Annotated in this window: 14 protein-coding genes; 6 read left to right on the top strand and 8 right to left on the bottom strand. The window is 40.5% G+C overall.

Annotated features, from left to right (window positions below; translation table 11 throughout):
• Positions 1–131 precede the first annotated feature (131 nt).
• Entirely contained in the window at positions 132–674 is a 543-nt protein-coding gene (locus F7734_RS35025) for a DUF4334 domain-containing protein (protein WP_155749119.1), read from the bottom strand.
• A 519-nt stretch (positions 675–1,193) separates the two neighbouring features.
• On the opposite strand from F7734_RS35025, the gene F7734_RS35020 reads away from it, so the two are divergent.
• Complete coding sequence (locus F7734_RS35020) at positions 1,194–1,721, top strand: hypothetical protein (RefSeq protein WP_155749118.1); 528 nt, start codon at positions 1,194–1,196, stop codon at positions 1,719–1,721.
• Positions 1,722–2,266: 545 nt separating this feature from the next.
• On the opposite strand, the gene F7734_RS65600 is transcribed toward F7734_RS35020, so the two are convergent.
• Positions 2,267–2,401, bottom strand: coding sequence for a hypothetical protein (locus tag F7734_RS65600; RefSeq protein WP_279239795.1), 135 nt, complete (start codon positions 2,399–2,401; stop codon positions 2,267–2,269).
• Positions 2,402–2,467: 66 nt separating this feature from the next.
• On the opposite strand from F7734_RS65600, the gene F7734_RS35015 reads away from it, so the two are divergent.
• Entirely contained in the window at positions 2,468–2,812 is a 345-nt protein-coding gene (locus F7734_RS35015; RefSeq protein WP_155749117.1) for a hypothetical protein, read from the top strand.
• 143 nt (positions 2,813–2,955) lie between these two features.
• Here the strand turns inward: F7734_RS35015 and F7734_RS35010 are convergent, their stop codons facing one another.
• The 6 genes from F7734_RS35010 to F7734_RS34985 form a co-directional block, all read right to left on the bottom strand.
• The gene (locus F7734_RS35010; RefSeq protein ID WP_155749116.1) at positions 2,956–3,327 is read right to left on the bottom strand and encodes a hypothetical protein; all 372 of its coding nucleotides are present in this window, start codon (positions 3,325–3,327) and stop codon (positions 2,956–2,958) included.
• Between the two features lie 338 nt (positions 3,328–3,665).
• The gene (locus F7734_RS35005; RefSeq protein ID WP_155749115.1) at positions 3,666–3,878 is read right to left on the bottom strand and encodes a hypothetical protein; all 213 of its coding nucleotides are present in this window, start codon (positions 3,876–3,878) and stop codon (positions 3,666–3,668) included.
• Positions 3,879–4,083: 205 nt separating this feature from the next.
• Entirely contained in the window at positions 4,084–4,494 is a 411-nt protein-coding gene (locus F7734_RS35000) for a hypothetical protein (RefSeq protein WP_155749114.1), read from the bottom strand.
• Between the two features lie 16 nt (positions 4,495–4,510).
• Positions 4,511–10,861: a DEAD/DEAH box helicase gene (locus F7734_RS34995; protein ID WP_155749113.1), complete on the bottom strand. Its 6,351-nt coding sequence runs from the start codon at positions 10,859–10,861 to the stop codon at positions 4,511–4,513.
• 86 nt (positions 10,862–10,947) lie between these two features.
• Positions 10,948–11,871, bottom strand: a complete 924-nt coding sequence (locus tag F7734_RS34990; protein ID WP_155749112.1) for a hypothetical protein — start codon at positions 11,869–11,871, stop codon at positions 10,948–10,950.
• Entirely contained in the window at positions 11,871–15,722 is a 3,852-nt protein-coding gene (locus F7734_RS34985; RefSeq protein WP_155749111.1) for a chromosome partitioning protein ParA, read from the bottom strand. The genes F7734_RS34990 and F7734_RS34985 overlap by 1 nt, the downstream gene beginning before the upstream one ends.
• 158 nt (positions 15,723–15,880) lie before the next feature.
• Here F7734_RS34985 and F7734_RS34980 point away from each other — a divergent pair, with 158 nt between their 5' ends.
• The 4 genes from F7734_RS34980 to F7734_RS34965 all read left to right on the top strand — a co-directional run bounded on the left by F7734_RS34980 (position 15,881) and on the right by F7734_RS34965 (position 21,750).
• The gene (locus tag F7734_RS34980) at positions 15,881–17,821 is read left to right on the top strand and encodes a S9 family peptidase (protein WP_155749110.1); all 1,941 of its coding nucleotides are present in this window, start codon (positions 15,881–15,883) and stop codon (positions 17,819–17,821) included.
• 285 nt (positions 17,822–18,106) lie between these two features.
• Positions 18,107–19,630 (top strand): TIGR03985 family CRISPR-associated protein, encoded by a 1,524-nt coding sequence (locus F7734_RS34975; RefSeq protein WP_155749109.1) that lies wholly within the window; start codon positions 18,107–18,109, stop codon positions 19,628–19,630.
• A gap of 10 nt (positions 19,631–19,640) precedes the next feature.
• Positions 19,641–20,231, top strand: coding sequence for an HD domain-containing protein (locus F7734_RS34970; RefSeq protein WP_155749108.1), 591 nt, complete (start codon positions 19,641–19,643; stop codon positions 20,229–20,231).
• A 562-nt stretch (positions 20,232–20,793) separates the two neighbouring features.
• A complete protein-coding gene (locus F7734_RS34965; protein ID WP_155749107.1) occupies positions 20,794–21,750 on the top strand; it encodes a reverse transcriptase domain-containing protein in 957 nt (318 codons plus the stop codon).
• Positions 21,751–21,793: the final 43 nt, after the last annotated feature.

The following is a 21,793-nucleotide window of genomic DNA, read 5'->3' as shown; positions in this document are numbered from 1 at the left end:
CCCTAACCCTCCCCTTGGAAAGGGGAGGGAATTGAAAATTCAATTTCCCCCCTTTATAAGGGGGGATTAAGGGGGGTAAATATGACTTGTGTACACCACCGTAGCTCCCAGTACATAGGTGTCTTAAAAAGCTAAAGGCATCGCTTGAGAATAAAAAAGAAAGGTTGAGGTAGGTTTTTATAATCCATGATTCCTAACACAGTATTCTCATCTACTTTTCTAAAATAATCATTGATTGGCAAATAATCGTAAATCATTGTAGCAGTGACTTTTCCTCTATACTCCATCATTCGCAGTCTGGCTTGAGTTTTCTCGGTTTTGAGTAAAGAATTAATCAACCCCAGCAACGGTTTCAGAGAATTATTTTTGGGTCTTGGCAATTTCAAAACCCAGTTCATTAAAGTGGGATGAGGCGCAACTTGAAAAATTTTTCCCTGACCATTTAAAAATAACAACGGGTGAACACTTTCAGGATCTATAAATTCTTTCCCATACCAATTGGAACTTTCTAATAAACCATCCATTGGATGATCTGTATGAAGTCCAGATCCTTGCCAACGACCAGACATAAAGTCTAAATTTACGGGTTCGAGAGCGTCAAATAATTGTAAAGCTCTTTCTCTTGTAGTTTTACCCGTTTTCAGAATTAACTGATAATTTTCTAAGGTTTCCATTGTTGTTACTCCTGGTAGCTATAATCTTGCCAGAACCCAACCTTTAATGCTTATTCTTTCTTATGAAATTAATTGTGGCATTCGCCAAAATAGTTCGAGTTCTGGAGACAGCGGGTTTGTTTGTCTTATTCCTGTTTAATGGTGGTTTCACCACATATGTAGGGGCGCAAGGCATTGCGCCCCTACGAATGCTTGACAATTGTTTTTGATATATCCACAGTGGATTCTGTAGGACTGTAAACATTATAAAAGTTAATCTGCTCTGCTTGTACCAAAGCTTGCCAAGTCAATTTATCAATAGCTTGCGATCGGTCACGCTACGGCTACCCATCCGGATCGCAAACTCTGTAATCTTTGGAAAACAGTACTTACCCCGCTACCTGATATCTTGCACCTTCTCAATAAGGGCTGGTAGGCAGTGCTGAAACTACGAAACAATAAGCTTTTTAGCCTATGATTTTCTCAATAAGGTAGTGGTGCAAGATGTGAGGAGAGAACACCCGCGATGACTTGAAACGCTTGCAGAAAGTTTTAGGTCTAAGAAAGGAAGATGTAGAACCAATTGAAGAACGAATTCTTGGGAACACATCAGAAACGGAAGCGAGCGATCGTCTTTCACCCATCGAACAGACTCTTAAGTCACAGTCTCAAACTGTAGTTCCAGAGCTAAATGCCAGTATAGACATTTCTGCACGACCACCAGGAGCGCAAAGAGGTACACAAGCCAACGATCTTCGTAGCGCTTCTACTCTTCGTAAACTGCTACCACTGGCGATTGGGGTAGGTATTACAACTACTATGGCAATTGCGACTTTCATATCGAGAACTCCAAGACCAACTCCACCTGAATCTGAATCGTCGTCAAGCTCCATTCAGATACCGCTAGCAAACCCACTGACAAAAGAAAAATGTCAACGGTATAAGGATCTATACCCTACAAACTCTAAAGAAATTAAAGATAGAGTACTTAAAATCATTGGCCAGCGAAACGGGCCGATTAGGAAAGAATGCGAAGAAAAGTGGAAAGTTGAGATTTCTAACGGCTGAGTTTTGTTGTTGTAGACTGCTTTTTAAGCATCCTTCTTGCAAAGTTTGTGGTAGAAACTCAACTGTTTATGTATTTCAGAAATTGTTTGGACTAACCCTCTTTACAAATAAGTTGTTATGTGATTTAACTTTATTACCCCTACTGTAGTTGAGCACCTGTCAAAGTGTATACCAAGTATCCTATTTTCTATCTTCTAAAGTATTAAATTAAGCCTTATACCAAGTTGTTGGCGTAAGGATGAACGATGCATTTAGATATGACGCGTTCGCGTAGCGACGGCTTCCGCATCGCTAGCTTAAAAATAGTGTTTCCGACCTCGATTTTTGGCTGAATTTTAAGCACTATTACTTATTAACAAATAGTTGATGCTCAGAGCGGATTCGAGTTGGTATTTTCTCACGAATCATTTAGGATTGCTATAGAACCTCTATTGTCACAGCTAAATTTTTATTCAGCCCATCACTTTGTAAAAGATGGGCAAGAATTCTAGCTCCTTTCTCATTTAAGTAGCGATCGCGATACACAATCTGGCTGAATTGACTCCCTAACAACTGATGGTGCGGGAATAACTAGCAACTTTGGGCGTTGAAGTCGATTTACCTTTATTTAAAAAAATTTGTTGGAAGAAATAAACATAAGTGCGATCGCCTCTTTGGAAAGCTGCGTATTTTAACCACATTTCCCCTACTAGCCGCTAAGATTAGTGTGTTGCGCTCGTTTAAAACCTTAATTTTACATGACAGCTATGCCACAGACAGCTAATTTGAAGATAAATATCTTATTAAAGAATAAAAATGATAGGGTAATTGCTTCTGCTCTAGAGCTTCCCTCTTATCGAGTGGAAGCTACGACTCGCGAGCTAGCACTTGAAACTCTTGAGCAACTCTTAACAACTTACCTTAAAGATGCAGAAATTATTCCTGTAGAGATTAAGGTATCTCAAGCTACAGGTGAAGAAAATCCTTGGATTAAGTTTGCAGGCTTTTTCAAAGACGATCCGTATTTTGCTCAAATTGCAGAAGTAATTCGAGCCGAAAGGGAGTCAAACGATGATTCAGAAGTTGACCGCTCCTTGTACATGGTTGAGTAGCTATATTACAATATCTTGCCACCTGCTGGCAGTGGCAAATCTACTTAAATGCTTGACATTTGTAGTAGCGATTACACTCATTTGCCCGAGATGCTGTGCAGCTAGTATTCGCCATTGAAATCCAACCACACAATTGCCATAGATTAAGAATATAGCTTACATCCATCGGGTCGTTCAGCATCGATATTTTGTTTAAATCTTTCCCAGGCTTCGGCTTTTTGTGCGGCTTCAGTATCGCTCATTGATTCATGTCTAGCGATTCTAGCTTGTAGTATTTCTACAGCTTGTGGTTTGGCTAAATTTGTCAGTGTATACTCAGTTTTAGATGTAGTAAATAGTTCTTTTTCATCTCCTAAATATTTAGTTAAAATACTGAGGTCATTATCATGAATGAGGATGCCTTCTGAGCTACCTTCAAGAATAAGTAGGTAATTGTCATCATTGTTGCTAGGGATTAAAGCAACAAACCGAGATATATCGATAATTCTATTTTCCGTAAGTCTAATTAACTTCATGAATTGAAAATCAAATTTGTGAATCCTCTCTCAATTATATAATTATTCTGAGAAACGATAATGGCTACTGCACTCCTGAAGCAAACTCATTAACATTTTGACCAATAAAATTGGCATAAAAGCATATATATGCATTTTTTTGGAGATGCTTATCCCTTATACCTTTAACTGACAAATCTTGAAGCTCCCCTTTCAATTTATGGGTTTTTCATTGGGAGTGAAATGAATCTGTAGATAATAATGCTAAAGTGTTTTGAATATTTTGAGCCGCTAGGGGTTGCTTTTTCAAAATTTTTCGAGCTGACCGAACGAATGTGCTCGAAGTAATAACACAAACTTCACGAAAGAATTTTCTCCATGAGTTGTTCGGGAGTAACGGGCTGACATTTCCCTTCTCCAAACTCTTTTTGAGCTTCTTGAACATCTTTCACCAAATTGGCTCTTCTGCAATCTCGAAGGCGCTTAAGCAAAATATCAATTAAGTTTTCTTGGTCTTCAATAGACAGTTGCTCGGCGGCTTCTAATATTTCAGCAAAGGTTATTTGTATCATTATGCTTTTTCCTTTAAAGTAACAGAGTCTTCTTAATTATATTTTACATACGGTTCTCTTCAAGGTATGGGTAGGGTGGTCAAAATCTGATTATAGGACAATTTCATCAAAAATCATGTCTTTTTGCTCACCCTACAATATCAGTGCGATGCTACAGAGTAAAGAAACCGATCGTGAATGAGGTCTTCCCATCATTAAACGCTCTTCACGCTACTTTTTCGGGTTCAGTATCTTTTAAGGATGATTCGACCAGAATAGGGTCGATATCTTGGTTTTTGTCTCTTTGGAGAAACTCATCAAGAAGTTGAAAGAAATAATCAAATGCAGCTTTCTCATCAATACAGGTTAGCAATATAATTTTGTCCCAACCGTTAACTGTACGAATAGATAAGCGGTTTTGCAGCCACGGTTGGAAGTTTTTGTAGAAGTCACTTTCAACCTCAGTATTGGTTATGCTTAATTCCTTTCGCGCAAAGCGATAGCCTTGGATAAACATCCGCAGATTGCTGATGGAGGCAGTTCCCAAGTATAATCCAGGCTTAGTTTTGATTGTTTCAAGTAAATTAAATAGTGTACTTTTACTAACCTTACGTTGTTGTTGAAAAGTCAGTTTCATTGCTGATGTTTATCCCTTACACCTCCAACTGAGTGACTACAATATAACTTCGTTCTGTAACGCGATAGATACCACTTGTTCTTTGCTCTAAAAAGTCAATTCCCTTATCAAATAAAACTTTAAATTTCTGTCCGTCTTTTTGATGGACTTCAAGTTCTCGTGCATGAGGAAAATGAATGCGCTGTTGCCAAGGGCGAACAATTATGCTGAGGGAAACTCCCATTTCTTTAAGTTTGCTTAGAGCGGATTCGAGTTGCTGTTTTCTCTGTTTCTGTGTTTCTCCTTGTGCATCTTCTAAAACCTCAATTGTTACGGAAGAATTTTTATTCAGCCCATCACTTTGTAAAAGATGGGCAAGAATTCTAGCTCCTTTTTCATTTAAGTAGCGATCGCGATACACTATCTGGCTGAGACTACCTAACAAAACTTTGTCTAATCCCAGTTTCTGACGTAACTGAGGTAATGTTAAATCTCCCCAACTTCTGTCTGGAAATGCGACTGAAGTTTGTGGATCTTCGAGTTCTTTAGCTGTCACTAACTTAGCTTGCGTTCGCCCTTGGCGTAAGCCGTAACCGGCTTCTCGCAAACCTTGTAATCTTTGAAAAACAGTACTTACCCCCTCAGAACTTCTCGTTTGAAACCATTCCCATACACCCATCTCTAAATTCTGATGAAGTTGCAAAGCAATTCGGTTTTCTTGCTCGGTATTCAGACACAAAATTGGCGGAGAGCTAACAGGTGTTTTATAAAGCTTGAGCAATCCTTGATCTATCCACTGTCCCAAGCGTTTGTAGAACACCTGTAGATATGTTCTTTCTGACTCCGAAGCAACACCACGTACTTCTAGTAACTGATTGACAATCAATTCTAATGGAATTTTGCTACGTTGCATGGAGTAAACAATATCTTCTAACAATGCAAACCAAGACAACGGTGAATTATTGTTTAAGTTATACCTATCTAACAAACTCGGTAAATAAATTACACTCACTTCACTCGCCCTTCGCGCAAGTGCAGGTAACCGATCTGCCATTTGAGCCAATTGAACGCGAGTTGCATTAGGAGCAAAGTTTTGTAATTCTGAATCGGGAGCGAGTTTTTCTACTAAAGGTCTTAGAAATCCAGCTATTAAATTCCGATTTAACTCAGCATGAAATGGCTGATTTGAATAAGTTCTCAAACAATCGTAACAACTCGTGTCACAGCTACAAGTTGCAACAATGTGATAAGCTAGCTCCAGTACCTGTTGGAAATTGTCTGCAATGCGTTTGCTGTATCCAGCGCCTCCTGGGACGTTATCATATATAATGATTTCTGCCAATCCATCTGTTAGGGGTCTAAACAATCCATCGAGTTCTTGTCGTGGAACATCGATCGCTTGGGCGGCGGCGGCTAGTAAAGCGTAAGTGAGAGAACGCCAAAAATCCAAACCATTGGTTGTTTGATTGGAAGTATTTGTAACTGATGAAACGGTATTGCTATCCCCATAATTAACCACTTTGCCAAACAGCAAATTAGGTTTGGTATCTCTATCAAATCGTATTTTGAGGAGATCGCTGCGGAATTCATGACCTAGATGAAGCAGTTCATAACTTCCTTTACATTCTCTCCCAGTAATAGGGTGATTGTGAGTCAGCAGTTGCGATCGCGAAGGAGTTGAGGGCTTTTTACCTTTGGATTTACTGTTATTTGTTTGGCTCGCTATTTGAACCCTCTCACTTAAGTTGTAGCCACAAGTTTTACAAATCGCAAAACCTTGCTTGTTGAACCCTTTACCAGGTCCCAACAATCCTTGGTTTGCAAGGAAGAACCTTCCGCCTTGGCTGGTTGTTAGAAAATAAACGCCAGAAGGAGAAAACTCTTGTGATTTTTCTCCTTCACCTGCTAAGAAAACTTGGGATGTTGGTTGGCGTTGGGGTTTGGTGTATGGAGTCACTTTCGGAATCGCTGTCCAGTCAGTGCAGAAAGCTTTGGGAACTTTATACGCTTTCATCTGTTTCTTAGCAGCTGTCGGGGGCTGTACATTACAGACAGGACACTCATCAATCGCATCTGGCTGATTTGAGCGAAGAAAATGATTGCAATTTTGACAAATCCAGTAGTATTCTTGTTCTAAATCTCCCGGTCTGACAATGGCTACGCTTTGATAAACTCGGTCATCAACAACTATTTCCTGACCGGGTGCATATTCGCCAAGGGCTAAACGGCGATCGCGTTCCAATCTGTGTTTCCCTTGAGAGGACTTGTACTCGTTACTTTCACCTGTCAGCAAACGCACGACATCTATTGGAAAACCATAAATTGGCAAAATACTGGCTTGCACTAATTCATCATGCAGTCGGCGTTTGGCAATTTTATCAAGCTCTTCTTCAATGCTATCGCGCCGCTTTTCGAGCACCTTGCGTTTTTTGCGATCGCTTTCTGCACTAATGTCTTGCAGAATATTTTGCAGTAGTGATGTCAGTCCGTTCCAGTCTTCGAGTTGCTCTCGCTCAAAATCTGATATCGCTTCCAAAAACAGATCGATGATGTTTTGAGCAGTAGCCACACTCTTGAGTCGCTCAATCCAAGATTTTGCAATGGAACGAGCGCGATCGCTATCCAACCATTCCTGAAACTCACAAAAGAGTGAAGTTGCAGGTGGTCTAAAATTTTCAGCAGAATAGTTTTGTGGCAAACTGAAAAAATTGCCAATTTTGACTTCCTCTGCACCTACATTACGACTTCTCAAAAATTCAGCCAGTAACTCAGCGCGGAGGTGACGCTGCTGAATTTGAAGGTTACCTGCATCTAATTTAGGAATTTGATTGCTACCAGCTATCAGCTTTTCTGGTTGCTCAAAATAAAATCGGTCATGGGGACGCCTCTGTCCGTACATTAAAGTCATCGCAACACCGTCTGTACGCCTTCCCGCACGTCCAGCTCTTTGCTGGTAATTACTGACATGAGGTGGAAAATTCCGCAAAACGACTGCTTGTAGTTCGCCTATGTCTACTCCCATCTCCAAAGTTGTCGAACAACTGAGCATATTGATTTGTCCCCGCCGAAAACGGTTTTCCCGTTTTTCTAATTCACCAACACCTAGCTGTGCTGTGTGTTCTTGCGATCGCAACGGTAACGGCGAGCGATATTTGATAAGATACTGTTGGTAATGCTCGTTTGCACTCCGTGTCATGTTTTCACACGAGTAGGTTTGAAGCTTCCCTTTACACTTATATGACGGACATCCAAAGACATTAATCGTTGGTTTGTCTACTTTCGACAAACCAGGAACGTGAAAAATGTGCTGACAAGAACTACATTGAAACCAATCTTCCTCTGTGTTCTGAAGATTCAATTTCGTCCAGGTGAGTTGATAGCCATTTTTAGCACTGACTAATAAGCGAGAATCTTTAAGCTGTTGAAAAAGCCAAGTTAACGTTTCTCGACTCGGAAATTTTCTTTCCCCAAATAGCTGAAAATAATACCAGCCCAGACGATTTTGGGCTTGGCTCACTTTCCCGTCTTTTCTCCACTTTGGCAAAAATGAAGGAGAATCTTCAAATTTTTTCCTTTCTTCTGGTGATTTTTCTAAAAACAAATAATTTCTGGATTTTCCCTGAACGTCTACCATCTCCGGACGAACACCCTCAACACCACCCGTTTCAGGGAAGTACTGGGATGCACCATCAATACTCACAATTCCCGTGCGGCGAATAATATCTGTCAGAACTGTCAAGAAAATTTGCGCCTCATCCTTTGAAATTTCAAATTGAGCCGATACCAACTCAATTAAGCGCTCATCTAAAGATTCAAGATGACAAGCCAAAACAGTAAATGCTTCCAATGTAGAACGACGGTTAAAAGGTAAAGCAAATTCTCGAAGTAATAGCTCCTTAGCACGTGCTTCAGAACTGTCTTGGCAATCTTTCTTATTTCCCAAACTTTCTTCATCTTCTGGAAAATAGCTAAGGTAATTCCGTCGCGAATCTCTGTCTGGATGGGGAATTGATGTTTCTAAAAATAAGATTTTTAATTTGTTAATGACCTGAGAAATTGAAGCCGTATTATCATTATCTTTAGCTTCTTCAAAGGCTCTCCAAATCAATTGACGGTAAAGGATTTCTGTATGATTTCGCTGATAATCAGAGGCAAAAAAAGCAGCATCTTGGCGACCATCAGAAAAGGTCAAAAGTTTTCGTTTGGAAGCACTTCCTTTGATGGTTTCTGATTCAGGTAAAATATCAAAAAGGCTATCAATCATAGCCTCTAAAGGTTCATCGGTGTAAGCAACAAAACGATTGATTGCTTGAGCACGAATCGGTCGGGTACCACAAGCCGCACACTTGGGAAGGTAGCATCCTTCTAAATCTTTTGCATTGTTTTGAGACTTTTGACGATACCAAGCTAAATGAAATTCACCTTGTTCTTGAGATTTTTGTGAAAAAGTTTCATTTGAGGGAATACCAATCCAACCATCTCGCTGACGTATGGTAAAAGTTTTTGGTGCTGAAGAATTTTCTTCCTCTTCTATTTCGCCTATCTCCTCGTCTTCTATAACGCTGTCTAAAACTCCTGAAGTTAGGGTGTAAATGTTTTTTGTATTGTCTTCTTCTCGCAATCCTTGATTAGATCTAGGAAGAGATTCTAATTTAGATGAATTATTTAATTGGGTGAAAGCATAAGCTTGACCGCATTGAGAGCAACTACCCAACTCTAACACTGGTGCAGTACAGTAATCGCAAGTTATCTTTTCATTTAAATAAAGACGCCCGTAACGTGGCTTTTGTGGATAGTTTGGGTCGCATTCTACACCAGAACACTCAGGATTAATACAGGCATAAATACCTTCTAAACTTCGGAAAAGAAGATGGAGACGAACTGGTAATAAAGGCAAATCATCGGGATTTTCACGCGCTAAAGTGCCTAGTTGTAACAAATGAGACAGCGCTATCTTGGCATCTGTATCATCAACTTTCCCATCTAAAGTAAAAGGTAGATTGATGCACCATAATTCTTGCGATCGTGCAACTTGTTCCCATTGTTGGGGTTGACGGCTGAGGAGATCGATGAGTCGATGTATGAGAGGATGTTGTTTGAGAGCAAACCAAAGAAATTTATGTATATTTCCTTGGGCTTGAGATTGTGCTGATGCTAGTTGTTCGTGTGGGATGATATTGCTAAGTATATCCGACCACTGCTCAATGCGATCGTCAAGAGCAGGGAGTTCCAGAATTCTCAGAGAGTTAAAGATTTCTTCATGACTGAATTCAGAAGGTAAAACATAAGGGCTACCCAAGCGTTCTGTAGCTGTAACGCGGCTACCTCGAATAACTTGACTAAATGGCTCGGAAAAAAACTCCCCAGCAAACTGCAAGACTTGCTTATCGACTGATGCATCTCCCAAACTTGCACTTGTAGCAATACAGCGTATTTGTCCGGGTTTTTCTATACCAAGTGCTACCTTTAAACGCTCTAACAGCATGGAGACTTCGCTACCAGTAGAGCCGTTATAAGTATGTGCTTCATCTACGACTAACATTTTAAACGTTGATGCTGAAACCCCAAAAATTTCGTTGCGTTCCTTTGGGCGAATCAACATATGCTCTAGCATTGAGTAGTTTGTGACTAATATGTGAGGTGGTTTTTCCCAAATCTCTTCACGGGAAAGACACTGAACTTTTAGAGTTTTTTCAATAGCTTTATCGATTAATTTTTCACGGCTGTTGAGTTTTAAATTGTTTATTTCCGTTTGTGTAAATAACTCTTCAAGTTCCTTAGATTCGTAAGCTGCAAATTCTTGCTCTAACGCCTCTATGGCTTTTTCTCTCTTAGTTTCTGTCCGGCTTGTATAAAATCCAAATCTAATTTTTCTCGTTGTTTGACGACAGAGCAACTTCCGCAGACGCTTGACTTGATCGTTTACTAAAGCGTTCATGGGATACAAAATTAATGCTCTGACTCCTGAGTTTAATAGTTCTGCTTCCTCTTTCAGAAGCATATCTAGCATTGGTAATAAGAAGCACTCAGTTTTCCCAGAACCCGTACCAGTCGCAACAACAATATTTTGTTTTTCTTGAATAACTGCTTTAACAGCTTTTTCTTGATGTTCGTAGAGGGGGCGCTGACTGGGTACGAACAGCGTTACCATTTCTGGATGCAAAACCTTTTGATTGACTAAGGTGTTAACGCTGCTCGCTGGTTTGTAGGGCTGAGAACCTTCTAAGTAAGGATGTTGCCAAACTATCCCTGGTTGTTCGAGTTGTTGTTTTAAAGCGTAACGGAGATGGCGATCGCGCAGTGGATATGCTGTGAGCAAGTAACGAATAAAATCTTGGCGGGGTTGTTCTACTGCTGCAATTGGGTTGAGGTACTTAGTTGTTGTCATATCATGTCCGTTTATATATCTAGATAAAACTCACGCAAAGGCGCAAAGGCGCTAAGAATTTAAGAAACTTTTATTATTCGGGTGTATCATATGAGGGTGCATCCTAGGCGTTGAAATATGATGTCTACAATGGGGTGATTTTTATTTTCAAATAGCCGATGTCGGTATCGTTCGCTGTCTGGTTCGGATAGCCGCCAAAGCAATTGAGCATAAAGACTTGGTAGGATGGTTCCTTGGAGATTTAACCGACCTGGTTGTGCGTCCCAGGGAATTTTTAAAGAATTTTCTGTTTCTCGATCTTTGTAAAACATTGCTAGGATTGCTGTGTCTGGTTCGAGTTCATAGAAGGTTTGGTCTTGAAACCAGAGATACTCTCCTGTAGGAAGTTGTAATAATGTTTTGTCTTGTAATTGGTTGTGGCTAAGAGGTATCCAACGATTTCTTTGGATTGTGTCGCGGCGAGGTACGTACTGTTGTATGGTGGGATCGCGCCAATCTTTGATTGAAAAAGGGTTTTCTAACCACGGAGAACGCAAGACAGCTTTGGATGGTTGGCAAGGTGGGGGTAAATATTCGATACTATCAGCAACGGTAATGAGGCGAATTCCTACTTGGTTCAGACAAGTGTTGATTTTATGAAAGCCGTGTATTTTGGGGTGGAGTGAGAGAGCATCGTGACTTTGTTCTGTTTTTAGGGCTTGGTGGGCGAGGGGAAGGTATGCGCGATCGCCTCGAAATCGCAACCCTATTAAGTTATCTTTACTTTGAGCGACAACAGTTGGGGGAGCCATACAGTAACGATTTCTCATTCCAGCGTAAACTTCACCTTCTGCTTGCAGTTCGGTCAAAGCCTGCTGAATTTCAGTTTGCGATCGCTCTTGTATGGAGTTGGGCGAGCAACTCGAACGCAGTAGCGAAACAATCTGATGTTTTGTCAGCGTCATTGGTAAAGCTGGGTTGCTGGGCTGTCTGTGATTGCTTAGCAAAAGAATAATTTTATCAAACCACATTATTTTGCTCCCAACATTGTGTTTGCGTGTTGTAGAGATAACGGTCGCCTTTCTAAATTTTGAAAATAGGCAAGTTGGCTTACATGAGGATATGCTTCTTGATAATTTTTTAAATTTAATAACAAAATATTTTCATAACTTGAATCTTTAGGAACCTCCACTGCTAAGATTATATTTTGTAATTTCTTTTTGGCGATCGCTTCTTCTAATATTTTTTTAAATATGTCTCTTTTTTTAGGAGTCACCTGAAGTAAATACCAAGTACTAGGGGGAGATTTAACAGTGTTCTCATCTTTTTTGCTAGACCCTTCCTTCAAGAACTCCAATAGTCTTTTGAGCTTACTTAATAAAATTTCTGACTTGAACCAACTCGAAAAATAATACTGTCGATTTTCTAAACTAGAAATTCCTGTTTCTAGTTTCTTTATATCAAAATCTAACTTCAATTGCTGTACAGCCTTTATGAATTGTTCTGGTGATGCATTGTTATCCAAGACAGCGTACCAGTAGTTTTCTCTGGTTTTCTCTCCTAGGGGAGCTTTAGGCATATCATTCTGGTTGTTAAAACACCACCATCCAATATTGTCTATTAAGTGTTTTCCACTCATCAATTGAATATGATAAACACCAATGGGTAACTTTAGATTCACCAGAGTCATTTCTTCAATTTGTTTAACGGAAGGAATCGTTACCTCTTGTGGTTGTTTATCTGGTAAAAGTAAGTTCCAACAGATTAAAGAGTATAGTTTCCCAGGTGTAAGTCCCGTTATGCAAATATCCTGTTTATCCCAATCCCAACTTAAATTCTGAGTTGAAGTTGGCATTTCTAACAGTCGTTGGGGTTCGTATCCCAAACGTTGGTAATCTAAGGCGTACCACTCAGAAGGAGGAAGTAAATCGTGCAAAACAGAGACATATATCGCTAAAATACCAAGTGCATCTGCTTGTAGTTGATAAGATGTTTTCTCCTGATTATTAGACAATATTAAAATAACTTCTTCTAATGGCCAAAGTTCTTCGATTTGAATGACTTCTGCCCAAAACTTTTCTATAGTATCTTGTTTAATAGGCAAGTTTGTTTGCTCAGTTCCTAAATAGTTGCGAATTCGCGATCGCTTTAAACCAGGATTTTCCAAAATTTGGTATTTTGATTGTACCTCGAATTGATACGACCATCTCTTCTGAGCAAACCAGAAACGGGCTTCGTAATGTCCTGGTTCATTTATCCACCGAGTCAGATGAACTGCAGCCCAACGAGGTGATGGTGATAAATTTTCAACTGAGCGAGCAATAATAACGCGCTTATCGAAACTTTCTATTAAGACATTCAGAGTTAAAACTCGCTCGACGGGTGGATACCAGAAAGTAGGAGGTTCTAAGTAAATAGACTTTTTGCCTTTTAATCTTAATCCTGTCAAAAGTGGCTCATTGTCAGCAACTATCTGCCAAGTAATAACCTGGGACTGATGGGTTTCAGATAATGTTAAAGTAATGGAAGATGCTGGAACTGTCAATCTCATTTGCCGACCCAGCCATCCCTTCATACTGGAAGGAATGCAACTATCTACAATTTCAATACCATCTGCAATTGTTGGTTGGATGTTGCGTGGAGTATAACAGATGATTTCTTCAACACCTAAAATAGAGGGATTGGGTAAATTTAATCGCAAATGTTCCCCTGTTAAAGCATCAAATATCAAGCAAGGTAAGTGACTGCTAATACCTTGATACTCCCATTTCATCAGTTCCTGACGATTGTGGTCTAGCAATTGACAGTTCCAATTTTCTGCTTCTCGATTGACCTCTATAATGAGTTCTGGAACAATCAAATCTCCTTCTCTAGGAAATGTATCTTCCCAATGAGCTTGTGGAATTTGACAGTAGGTTTCTCGCAACAATCGCCATTCTGGTTTCCACAGCTTTTGTTCTGGCAATATTAATTGTGTATTCCAAGAGTCGCTAATATCCAGATTCATCTTTAAAGGTTGGATGCGTCGAGCGATCGCATCTCGTCGGTTGCGTTCTACACCTGGTTTGGGTGTTAAGACTTTTATGAGCGAGTCCCAATTCCGCAAGAAAAAGTTTTCTGGTAAATAATTATGACCTAGTATCTCTTCTCGCTCCTCTTCATTTTTTAGCGCTTGAGGAGGTAATTTTTGACGTTCTAATTCTTGAGCGACTAAGGCGATCCCCTGTAGCAGTTGTCCGGAAATGGGTTCTGTTGCTGTATTCTCAGAGTAGGAAGCTTTGAGAAAATTAATGAGTGTACCCCACTGGGGATGTTTTTCCTTACAGACGCTTAACAATACTTGTGATAATTGTTCAACTGGGGTGTGTGCGAGTTCCCACCAACCAAAATCATCGGCTATTTCTTGAACCAGTTGAGCAAAGTGGTTGAGGTTTTGTTCGGGAACGCCACTTTGTAGCCATAGTGTGGAAACGTATTTGTATCCTCCACTAGCACGGATTAAACCTAAAAGAGCGATTCCTTCGTTGACAACTTGACGCAAGGCAATTTCTACTCGCTGGTTGTGGTTAATATCTAAGCGATCGCAAAAGCCTTGCCAAAATCGGTCGCTGGAGTAGTAGTAAGCATATTCTGAAGTCGCGAAAGTAAAAATTTTTAACCAATTTTTGTCTAATTCGTAAAAGTTTTTTTTCAAAGAATCATAGGTCACTGTATCTATTTGTTGTATATTTTTTCCCACAACATCAAGGACTCGATCGCTCGTTTGGCGATGAACGCGAACGCTACCAAGAAATCTCTGTCCTACCGGGCGATCGCGATGCGTCCAATGAGGTAGTATTTCTTCTTCCCACAATTTTTTATATTGAGAGTCTGCAAAGGTATATCTACCTCTTGTTTTGGTATGTAACTGATTTTGAGAACCCTCGATTTGTGATATCTCTGTTGTTAATCGGTCTTTTTGTGAAGAGAGTGCTGCTAATTCCTGCTCGATCCGTTGTTTCTGTTGCTGTAAATCTCTGAACTGTGTTTGTAAAGAATCAAAACTGACTTGCGCTTCCTGTTGTTGATTGGTAATATTGGTTAGAGATTGGTTCAGCAGACCTAACTTTTGTTCTAAGTTAGCGATTTGAAGTTGTAGATGGGAAAGTTGAATTTCTAGTTGCTGCTTTTGCTGTTCTAGATGGCTGATTTCTTGAGTCAGTCTCGAGCGATCGCTCTCTTGTGCTGCTATCTGGTTTTGCAGTTGAGTTAACTGTTGGGTCTGTTCGTTGAGACTTTTTTCTTGTTGATTTTGCCGCTCTGTGAGGAAACTTTGTAGTTGACCGAGTTGACTTTTAGACGAATCCAACTCATTTTCTACCTGTTGTTTTTCTTTAACAATCGCTGCTAGAGCTTGGTTGAGTTCTGTCTGTTGACTTCTTAACTGTTGAATTTGTGCCTGTAAGCTCTGAGTTTCTGCTTCTAACTTCTGTTTGTCAGCATTTTGAGCGAGAACTGCTCGTTCAATGTCTTGTTTTTGGAACTGATGAGATGAAACTGCTGTTTGCAATTGCTCTAGATCTGTTTGTCGAGTCTTCAGTAAAGCCTCTATCTGTTCCTTTTCCAAAGTTGCAGTGGAGATAGCTTTCTGTAAACTGCTTTCTTGGAGTTTCAGTTGTTCTGTGTGTTTCTCTAATTCCGAAGCCTTTGCTTGTAGTGACTGTGTATCGTTCAGTTGCTGCTTGCGCTGACGTTCTACAAATGCAACACCTGCGCCTGTAGCTGGTAAGGTAATAAGTCCTGTGAGTGCGGCTCTTCTAATATCTTTGTCAAGTGTCAGACTGATACCGAAACCAACGCCAAAGCTAAGTACACCCAAAACGAACCAGTTTTTAGTTTGCATAGCTTGTCCTTTGCATCTGTTGAGAACCTTACTTTGACGCTGAGAAAGGTTCTATTTGTATCAATCTAACACAGCAACCTAGAGTACTTTCAGGATAAATCTTCTATCATGTATAAGAATTTTCTAACTGAATCTCCCCTTTCGCGTTGTAACTTCTTATGAGTATTTTAAAACCACAAGTAGCACCATTTGGGTCTTGGCGATCGCCCATCACAACAGATTTGCTAACTTCAAGCACGACCGGATTAGGACAAATTGCTTTTGATGGTGAAGACATATACTGGAGCGAGTTGCGTCCTTGGGAGCAAGGACGGACTGTTGTTGTCCGACGAGCAGCAGATGGTCAAATTCTTGATGTGACACCCACTCCCTTCAATGTGCGAACTCGCGTCCACGAGTATGGAGGAGGCTCTTTCTTAGTTGCCGATCGCACGATTTACTTTTCCAATTTTGCCGATCAACGTCTTTATCGTCAAGATGTTGAAAAACAACCCTCTCCCGTCACACCTGAAGCAACTATACGCTATGCAGATGGTGTGTTTGACCGCAAAAGACACCGGATTATTTGCGTGTCCGAAGACCATACTGTTGGCGGACGCGAACCAATCAACACACTTGTTAGCTTAGAACTAGGGGGAGATGGCAATCCTCAAATATTAGTCTACGGCAATGACTTCTATGCTGCACCTCGCCTTAGCCCAGATGGCGATCGCTTGGCTTGGATAACATGGAATCATCCCAATATGCCCTGGGATAGTACAGAACTGTGGGTTGGAGAATTGCAAGCAGACGGTTCTGTAGGAAATACCGAACGAATTGCAGGCGGTTCAGAGGAATCCATTTTCCAACCGCAATGGTCACCAGATGGCGACTTGTACTTTATTTCTGACAAAACAGGCTGGTGGAATCTCTATCGGTGGCGAAATGGTCATGTGGAACCACTCACTCAAATGGAGGCTGAATTTGGCAAACCCCAATGGCTACTGGGGATGTCCACCTATGCAATCGAGTCAACTAACCGCATCATTTGCTCTTATACTCAGCAAGGTATATGGTATTTGGCAAGCCTTGATACAACAACAGGTAATCTGGAGCAGATAGAAGTTCCTTACACGCAAATTGATTCGCTATATGCAGCCTCCGGACGAGTATTCTTTATTGGTTCTTCTGCTACCCAATCAAGAGCGATCGTGCAGATGGATTTAGAGACAAGAGAACTTGAGATTTTACGTCGTTCTAGTGAAATAACCATAGATACAGGTTATCTTTCGCTACCTCAAGCAATTGAGTTCCCAACATCCAACGGAGACACAGCTTATGCTCTATTCTACCCGCCACAAAACCAAGATTACACCGCCCCGGCTGGTGAAAAACCTCCCTTACTGGTTAAAAGCCATGGCGGACCAACAGCAGCAACTTCAAGCAGCCTCAACTTTAGCATTCAGTACTGGACTAGTCGAGGTATAGCAGTTCTTGATGTGAATTACCGTGGTAGTACGGGCTATGGTCGCAAGTATCGGCAAAAGCTAAATGGTCAATGGGGAATTGCGGATGTTGATGATTGTGTCTGTGGTGGGCTTTATTTAGTAGAACGGGGGGAAGTAGACGCAAATCGCTTAGCAATTTCTGGCGGGAGTGCAGGTGGTTATACAACGCTTTGTGCCTTAACTTTCCGAGACACATTTAAAGCCGGAGCAAGCTACTATGGAGTGAGTGATACCGAAGCTCTGGCAAGGGATACACATAAATTCGAGTCCCGGTATTTGGATGGTCTCATAGGTTCGTACCCACAACAACGTCAACTCTATCAGGAGCGATCGCCTATCCATTTTACAGAGCGTCTTGCCTGTCCGGCGATCTTCTTTCAAGGATTGGAAGATAAGATTGTCCCGCCCAACCAAGCTGAAGCAATGGTCGAAGCTCTACGGCGTAAAGGTTTACCTGTAGCCTATGTTGCTTTTGAGGGCGAGCAGCATGGCTTCCGCAATGCCCAGAATATCAAACGCGCCTTAGATGGGGAACTGTACTTCTACTCGCGAATTTTTGGCTTTGAACTAGCTGAACCAGTTGAACCTGTAGAAATTGAAAATCTTTCTTAATGTGAGTTCGCCCCCTCACCTCGTTCCCAGGCTCCGCCTGGGAATGCCTCAGTTAAATGAAGTACACCCCCCTTTCATCCCCCCTTAGTAAGGGGGGACAAATGTGGGACCCCCCTTTCATCCCCCCTTGGTAAGGGGGGACAAATGTGGGACCCCCCTTTCATCCCCCCTTGGTAAGGGGGGACAGAGGGGGGTAATTTTTTCGCACGCGGAGCTTTCGACCTGGAAATAGCATTTTCCACCTGCTGCTAATCTATAAACATACACCCACCAGCAGCCAACACCATGAAGAGAGAAGTTTTTAACTATCTTCCCAGTGTGGAAGTCTTAAAATTGTTAGCGCCAGGTTCCTTAAAACAACATTTAGCGAAAGCAGTCAGACTATGGGTTATTTTACGTTCTATTTATGGAGATGATGTTGATGAAGTTAAATTAGATTTAGAAGAAGAATTTACCTTTCTTCAATGGCGTGATTTATTTTTTCTAAATGCAGCAAAAGAACATTCACGGGATAAGACTCCAATCTTACACAATGGAGAATGTCGCTGTGCTACAAAATTAACTTATTGGTTGTTTGCATCATGTCTCTCAAGTTTGAATATTGAGGAAAATCAATGGTCTCAGTCATTCCAAAAATACTATTCCATCCAACCTGAGGAATTGAAAAGTTTATTGTTGGAGGGAATAATTAATAATTCTACGGAAAAGAGCCAACAGAACAAAGATTCAGTGACTGGTAGCAACAGTCAAAAATCTAAACGCTTTTCTAAAGTTTTATCTGATGGACGTTTGTTTGCGGTCACCAGTCGAAATTTACAAGAAAATGATTTTCAATGCTTAGTGAATTTGGGATGGCTAAGAACAGCAAACAATAAAGGAAGAAAAAATCAAGAGACATATTTGAAAATAGAAAAGTTTCCTGAAGGTTTCTTAGACCGTCTGAGAAAGATAGAAATGACTTCTAACCAGTTTACTAATGAAGAACTATCTGCTTTTAATAATTCCTTATCTCAACCAATTAATGGTGTTCAAAGATTTTTTATTCATGCAGAATATATAGTCCATGCAAAGCGAACTGATGATGTAGAAGCACTGCAAGAGCAATTAAAAAAACTTTGGCAACATGATAAGATTCCATTGGTGAAATTGACATATCAGAGTGTCAAACTATATCAGGATACTGTCGATTGTATTGTTTATCCAGTTTGCATTTACTATTACCAACGCGCACCTTATCTCTTTGCTTACGGTCAAGTTCCCAAGCGAGAACAGGAAAATAGTTGGAGTCAAATCAATTGGTATGATTATCGCCTTGACCGAATTCTTCAGTTAGATGAATTACCAAAAGATTTAGAGGATGCAAATATTCCCAAACAGTTTCTAGATAAATGTCAAGGGAAATATCCACCAACTCCTGATGATATTAAAGAAAAAATGTCAGAAGCTTGGGGATTTGATATCCACCAACCACAAAAGTTACTAGTCTTAAGATTTGACTATTATTTTCATGAAAATAACATCAAAGGAACCGAACGGGATGAAATGTTTACAAGAATTTCCCATCAACAGGTAGAACAATTAGTAAAATCTTACACTTCTACAGCATCAGCAGAACAAAAATATCTGCTTTCCACTGTGCGATCGCGATCGAAAACAGATATTTACTGTAAAGTCAATTACCGTGCTGATGATAACAATATTGTCATGCGTTTGCGAGCCTGGGGACCGAAGGTAGAAGTGATTTTACCTTGGGATTTACGACACCGCATGACAACAGACATCGAAGCGACTTACAAATTTTATAAATAATCGCAACAGTATGAACACAAACGCCACGGACGCATCGAAATTAACGAATCGTTTTGAACAAGCTTTAGTTTACGCTACCAGACTCCACGCCAAACAAACTAGAAAGGGAAGTAAGGTACCTTATATCAGTCATCTGTTAAGTGTAGCAGCGTTAGTCTTGGAAGATGGCGGGGATGAAGATGAAGCGATATCAGCATTATTACACGATGCTGTGGAAGACCAAGGAGGGAAAGAAACCCGCGAAGCCATTTTAAATATGTTTGGTGAAAGAGTCATCGAAATCGTTGATGGTTGTACCGATGCAGATACCATACCAAAACCGCCTTGGAAAGAACGCAAAGAGCAATACATTGAAAAATTGCGTTATGCTTCCGCTTCAGTTCGCAGAGTAGCGCTAGCAGATAAATTGCATAATGCGCGTTCTATTTTAAGAGATTTGGATAGGGAAGGGGAAGCAACTTGGGAAAAGTTTAAAGGTGGTAAGGAAGGAACGTTATGGTACTACCGCACTCTAGCAGAATTCTTTTTAACCACCGATCCTAATTCTTGGTTAGTACGGGAATTAAACGACGTTGTTAGCAAGTTTAACAGTAAACAGTGAACAGTGAACAGTGACCAGTGAACAGTGAACAGTGAACAGTGACCACCTGACCACTCTCTCGTTCCCAGGCTCAGCCTGGGAATGCATTACTAGAGGCTCCGCCTCGCGATACAGGAGGTAGAGCTAATACTTGTCGGTTAAGGTTTGTTAGCACAATTTTCCAATATGTAGAGACGCGCTGTTTGAAGCAATACTGCGTAGGTTTTGGTTAAAAATACGAAAATACGTAGGTTGGGGAGCCACTCGCGTGCTCTGGTTTCCAGAGTTGAGCGATGTGGCGTTTGAGGAACGAAACCCAACATTTGCAGACATTTGTTGAGTTTCTCCAATGGTTTGCCCAACCCACAACAATTCTTTTCCGAGTAGTATTGGCTGTTTGAAGCGTCTTGACAGAGATTATGACCCTTATCCTAGCAGTATTGGAGGCAGAGCCTCAAGTCTAGCATTCCCAAGCTGAGCCTGGGAACGAGGTAGTACAAAGTTTCTACAGTTCCTCAAAATTAATGTGGCGGAGTACTAGTTTTTTGAACGAGTAAAGTATACCTGAAAAAATGTAAGCTATATGACCGATCTTACTAGCGAATTTCTGGATATCAAGAATTTTCAACGTGCTTGGGAAAAGGTTGCTGAAAATCGCGGTTGTGCTGGGGTTGATGGAGAAACAATTGGGAATTTTGCTTGCAATCAAACTGTTAATCTTTATCAATTACTCAATGCTGTGGCTAATGGTCATTATCAACCTCTTCCTTGCAAGCAGGTGATTATTCCTAAAAAAAATGGCACTCAAAGAGAGTTGAAAATACCTACCGTTCGCGATCGCATCATACAACAAGCTTTATTGAATGTGCTTTCTCCGTTGATGGAGGAGAAGTTTTCTCCTGTCAGTTTTGCCTATCGCCCTAATTTATCTTATATCAATGCGGTGGAGAAAGTTGCTGATTGGCGAGATATGGGTTATCTTTGGGTGTTGGACGCGGATATAGTTAAGTTTTTTGATAACATTGACCATCACAGGTTATTAAAAGAGGTTAGGCTACATATTGATAATCTGGGAATCTTATGTTTGATAAAATCTTGGATATCAGTGGGAGTGTTAACGCAAGAAGGATTAATTTTACCTCAAAAGGGTATACCTCAAGGTGCAGTTATTTCTCCAATTCTGGCTAATATTTATCTCCATGAATTTGATGAGTTAGTCAGTGCAACCGATTTAAAAATCGTGCGTTATGCTGATGATTTTTTAGTTTTATCACGCTCTCAAGAACGCATTATACAGGCTAAGTTAGAAATTATCAATCTGTTGGATTCGATGGGGTTGACGATAAATACTGAGAAAACGCAAATTACTAGTTTTGAGCGTGGGTTTCGGTTTTTAGGTCATGGTTTTTTAGAAAATGCGATTTTTCCTGTAGATGCGAATAAAGTTACTTTGAAGTCGGGAATAGAGGATAAGCAAGAAAAAAAAGCAGGAAAGAATACTAGTAAAAAAAAAGCCCTGAAGAATCTCTCTCCCAGATAAATTCTCGTTCTCCTGAGGATTATAAGAACCCAGTTTGGGAAGT

It is taken from the genome of Scytonema sp. UIC 10036 (assembly GCF_009725235.1).
This window is presented reverse-complemented; position numbering and strand designations above follow the sequence as displayed.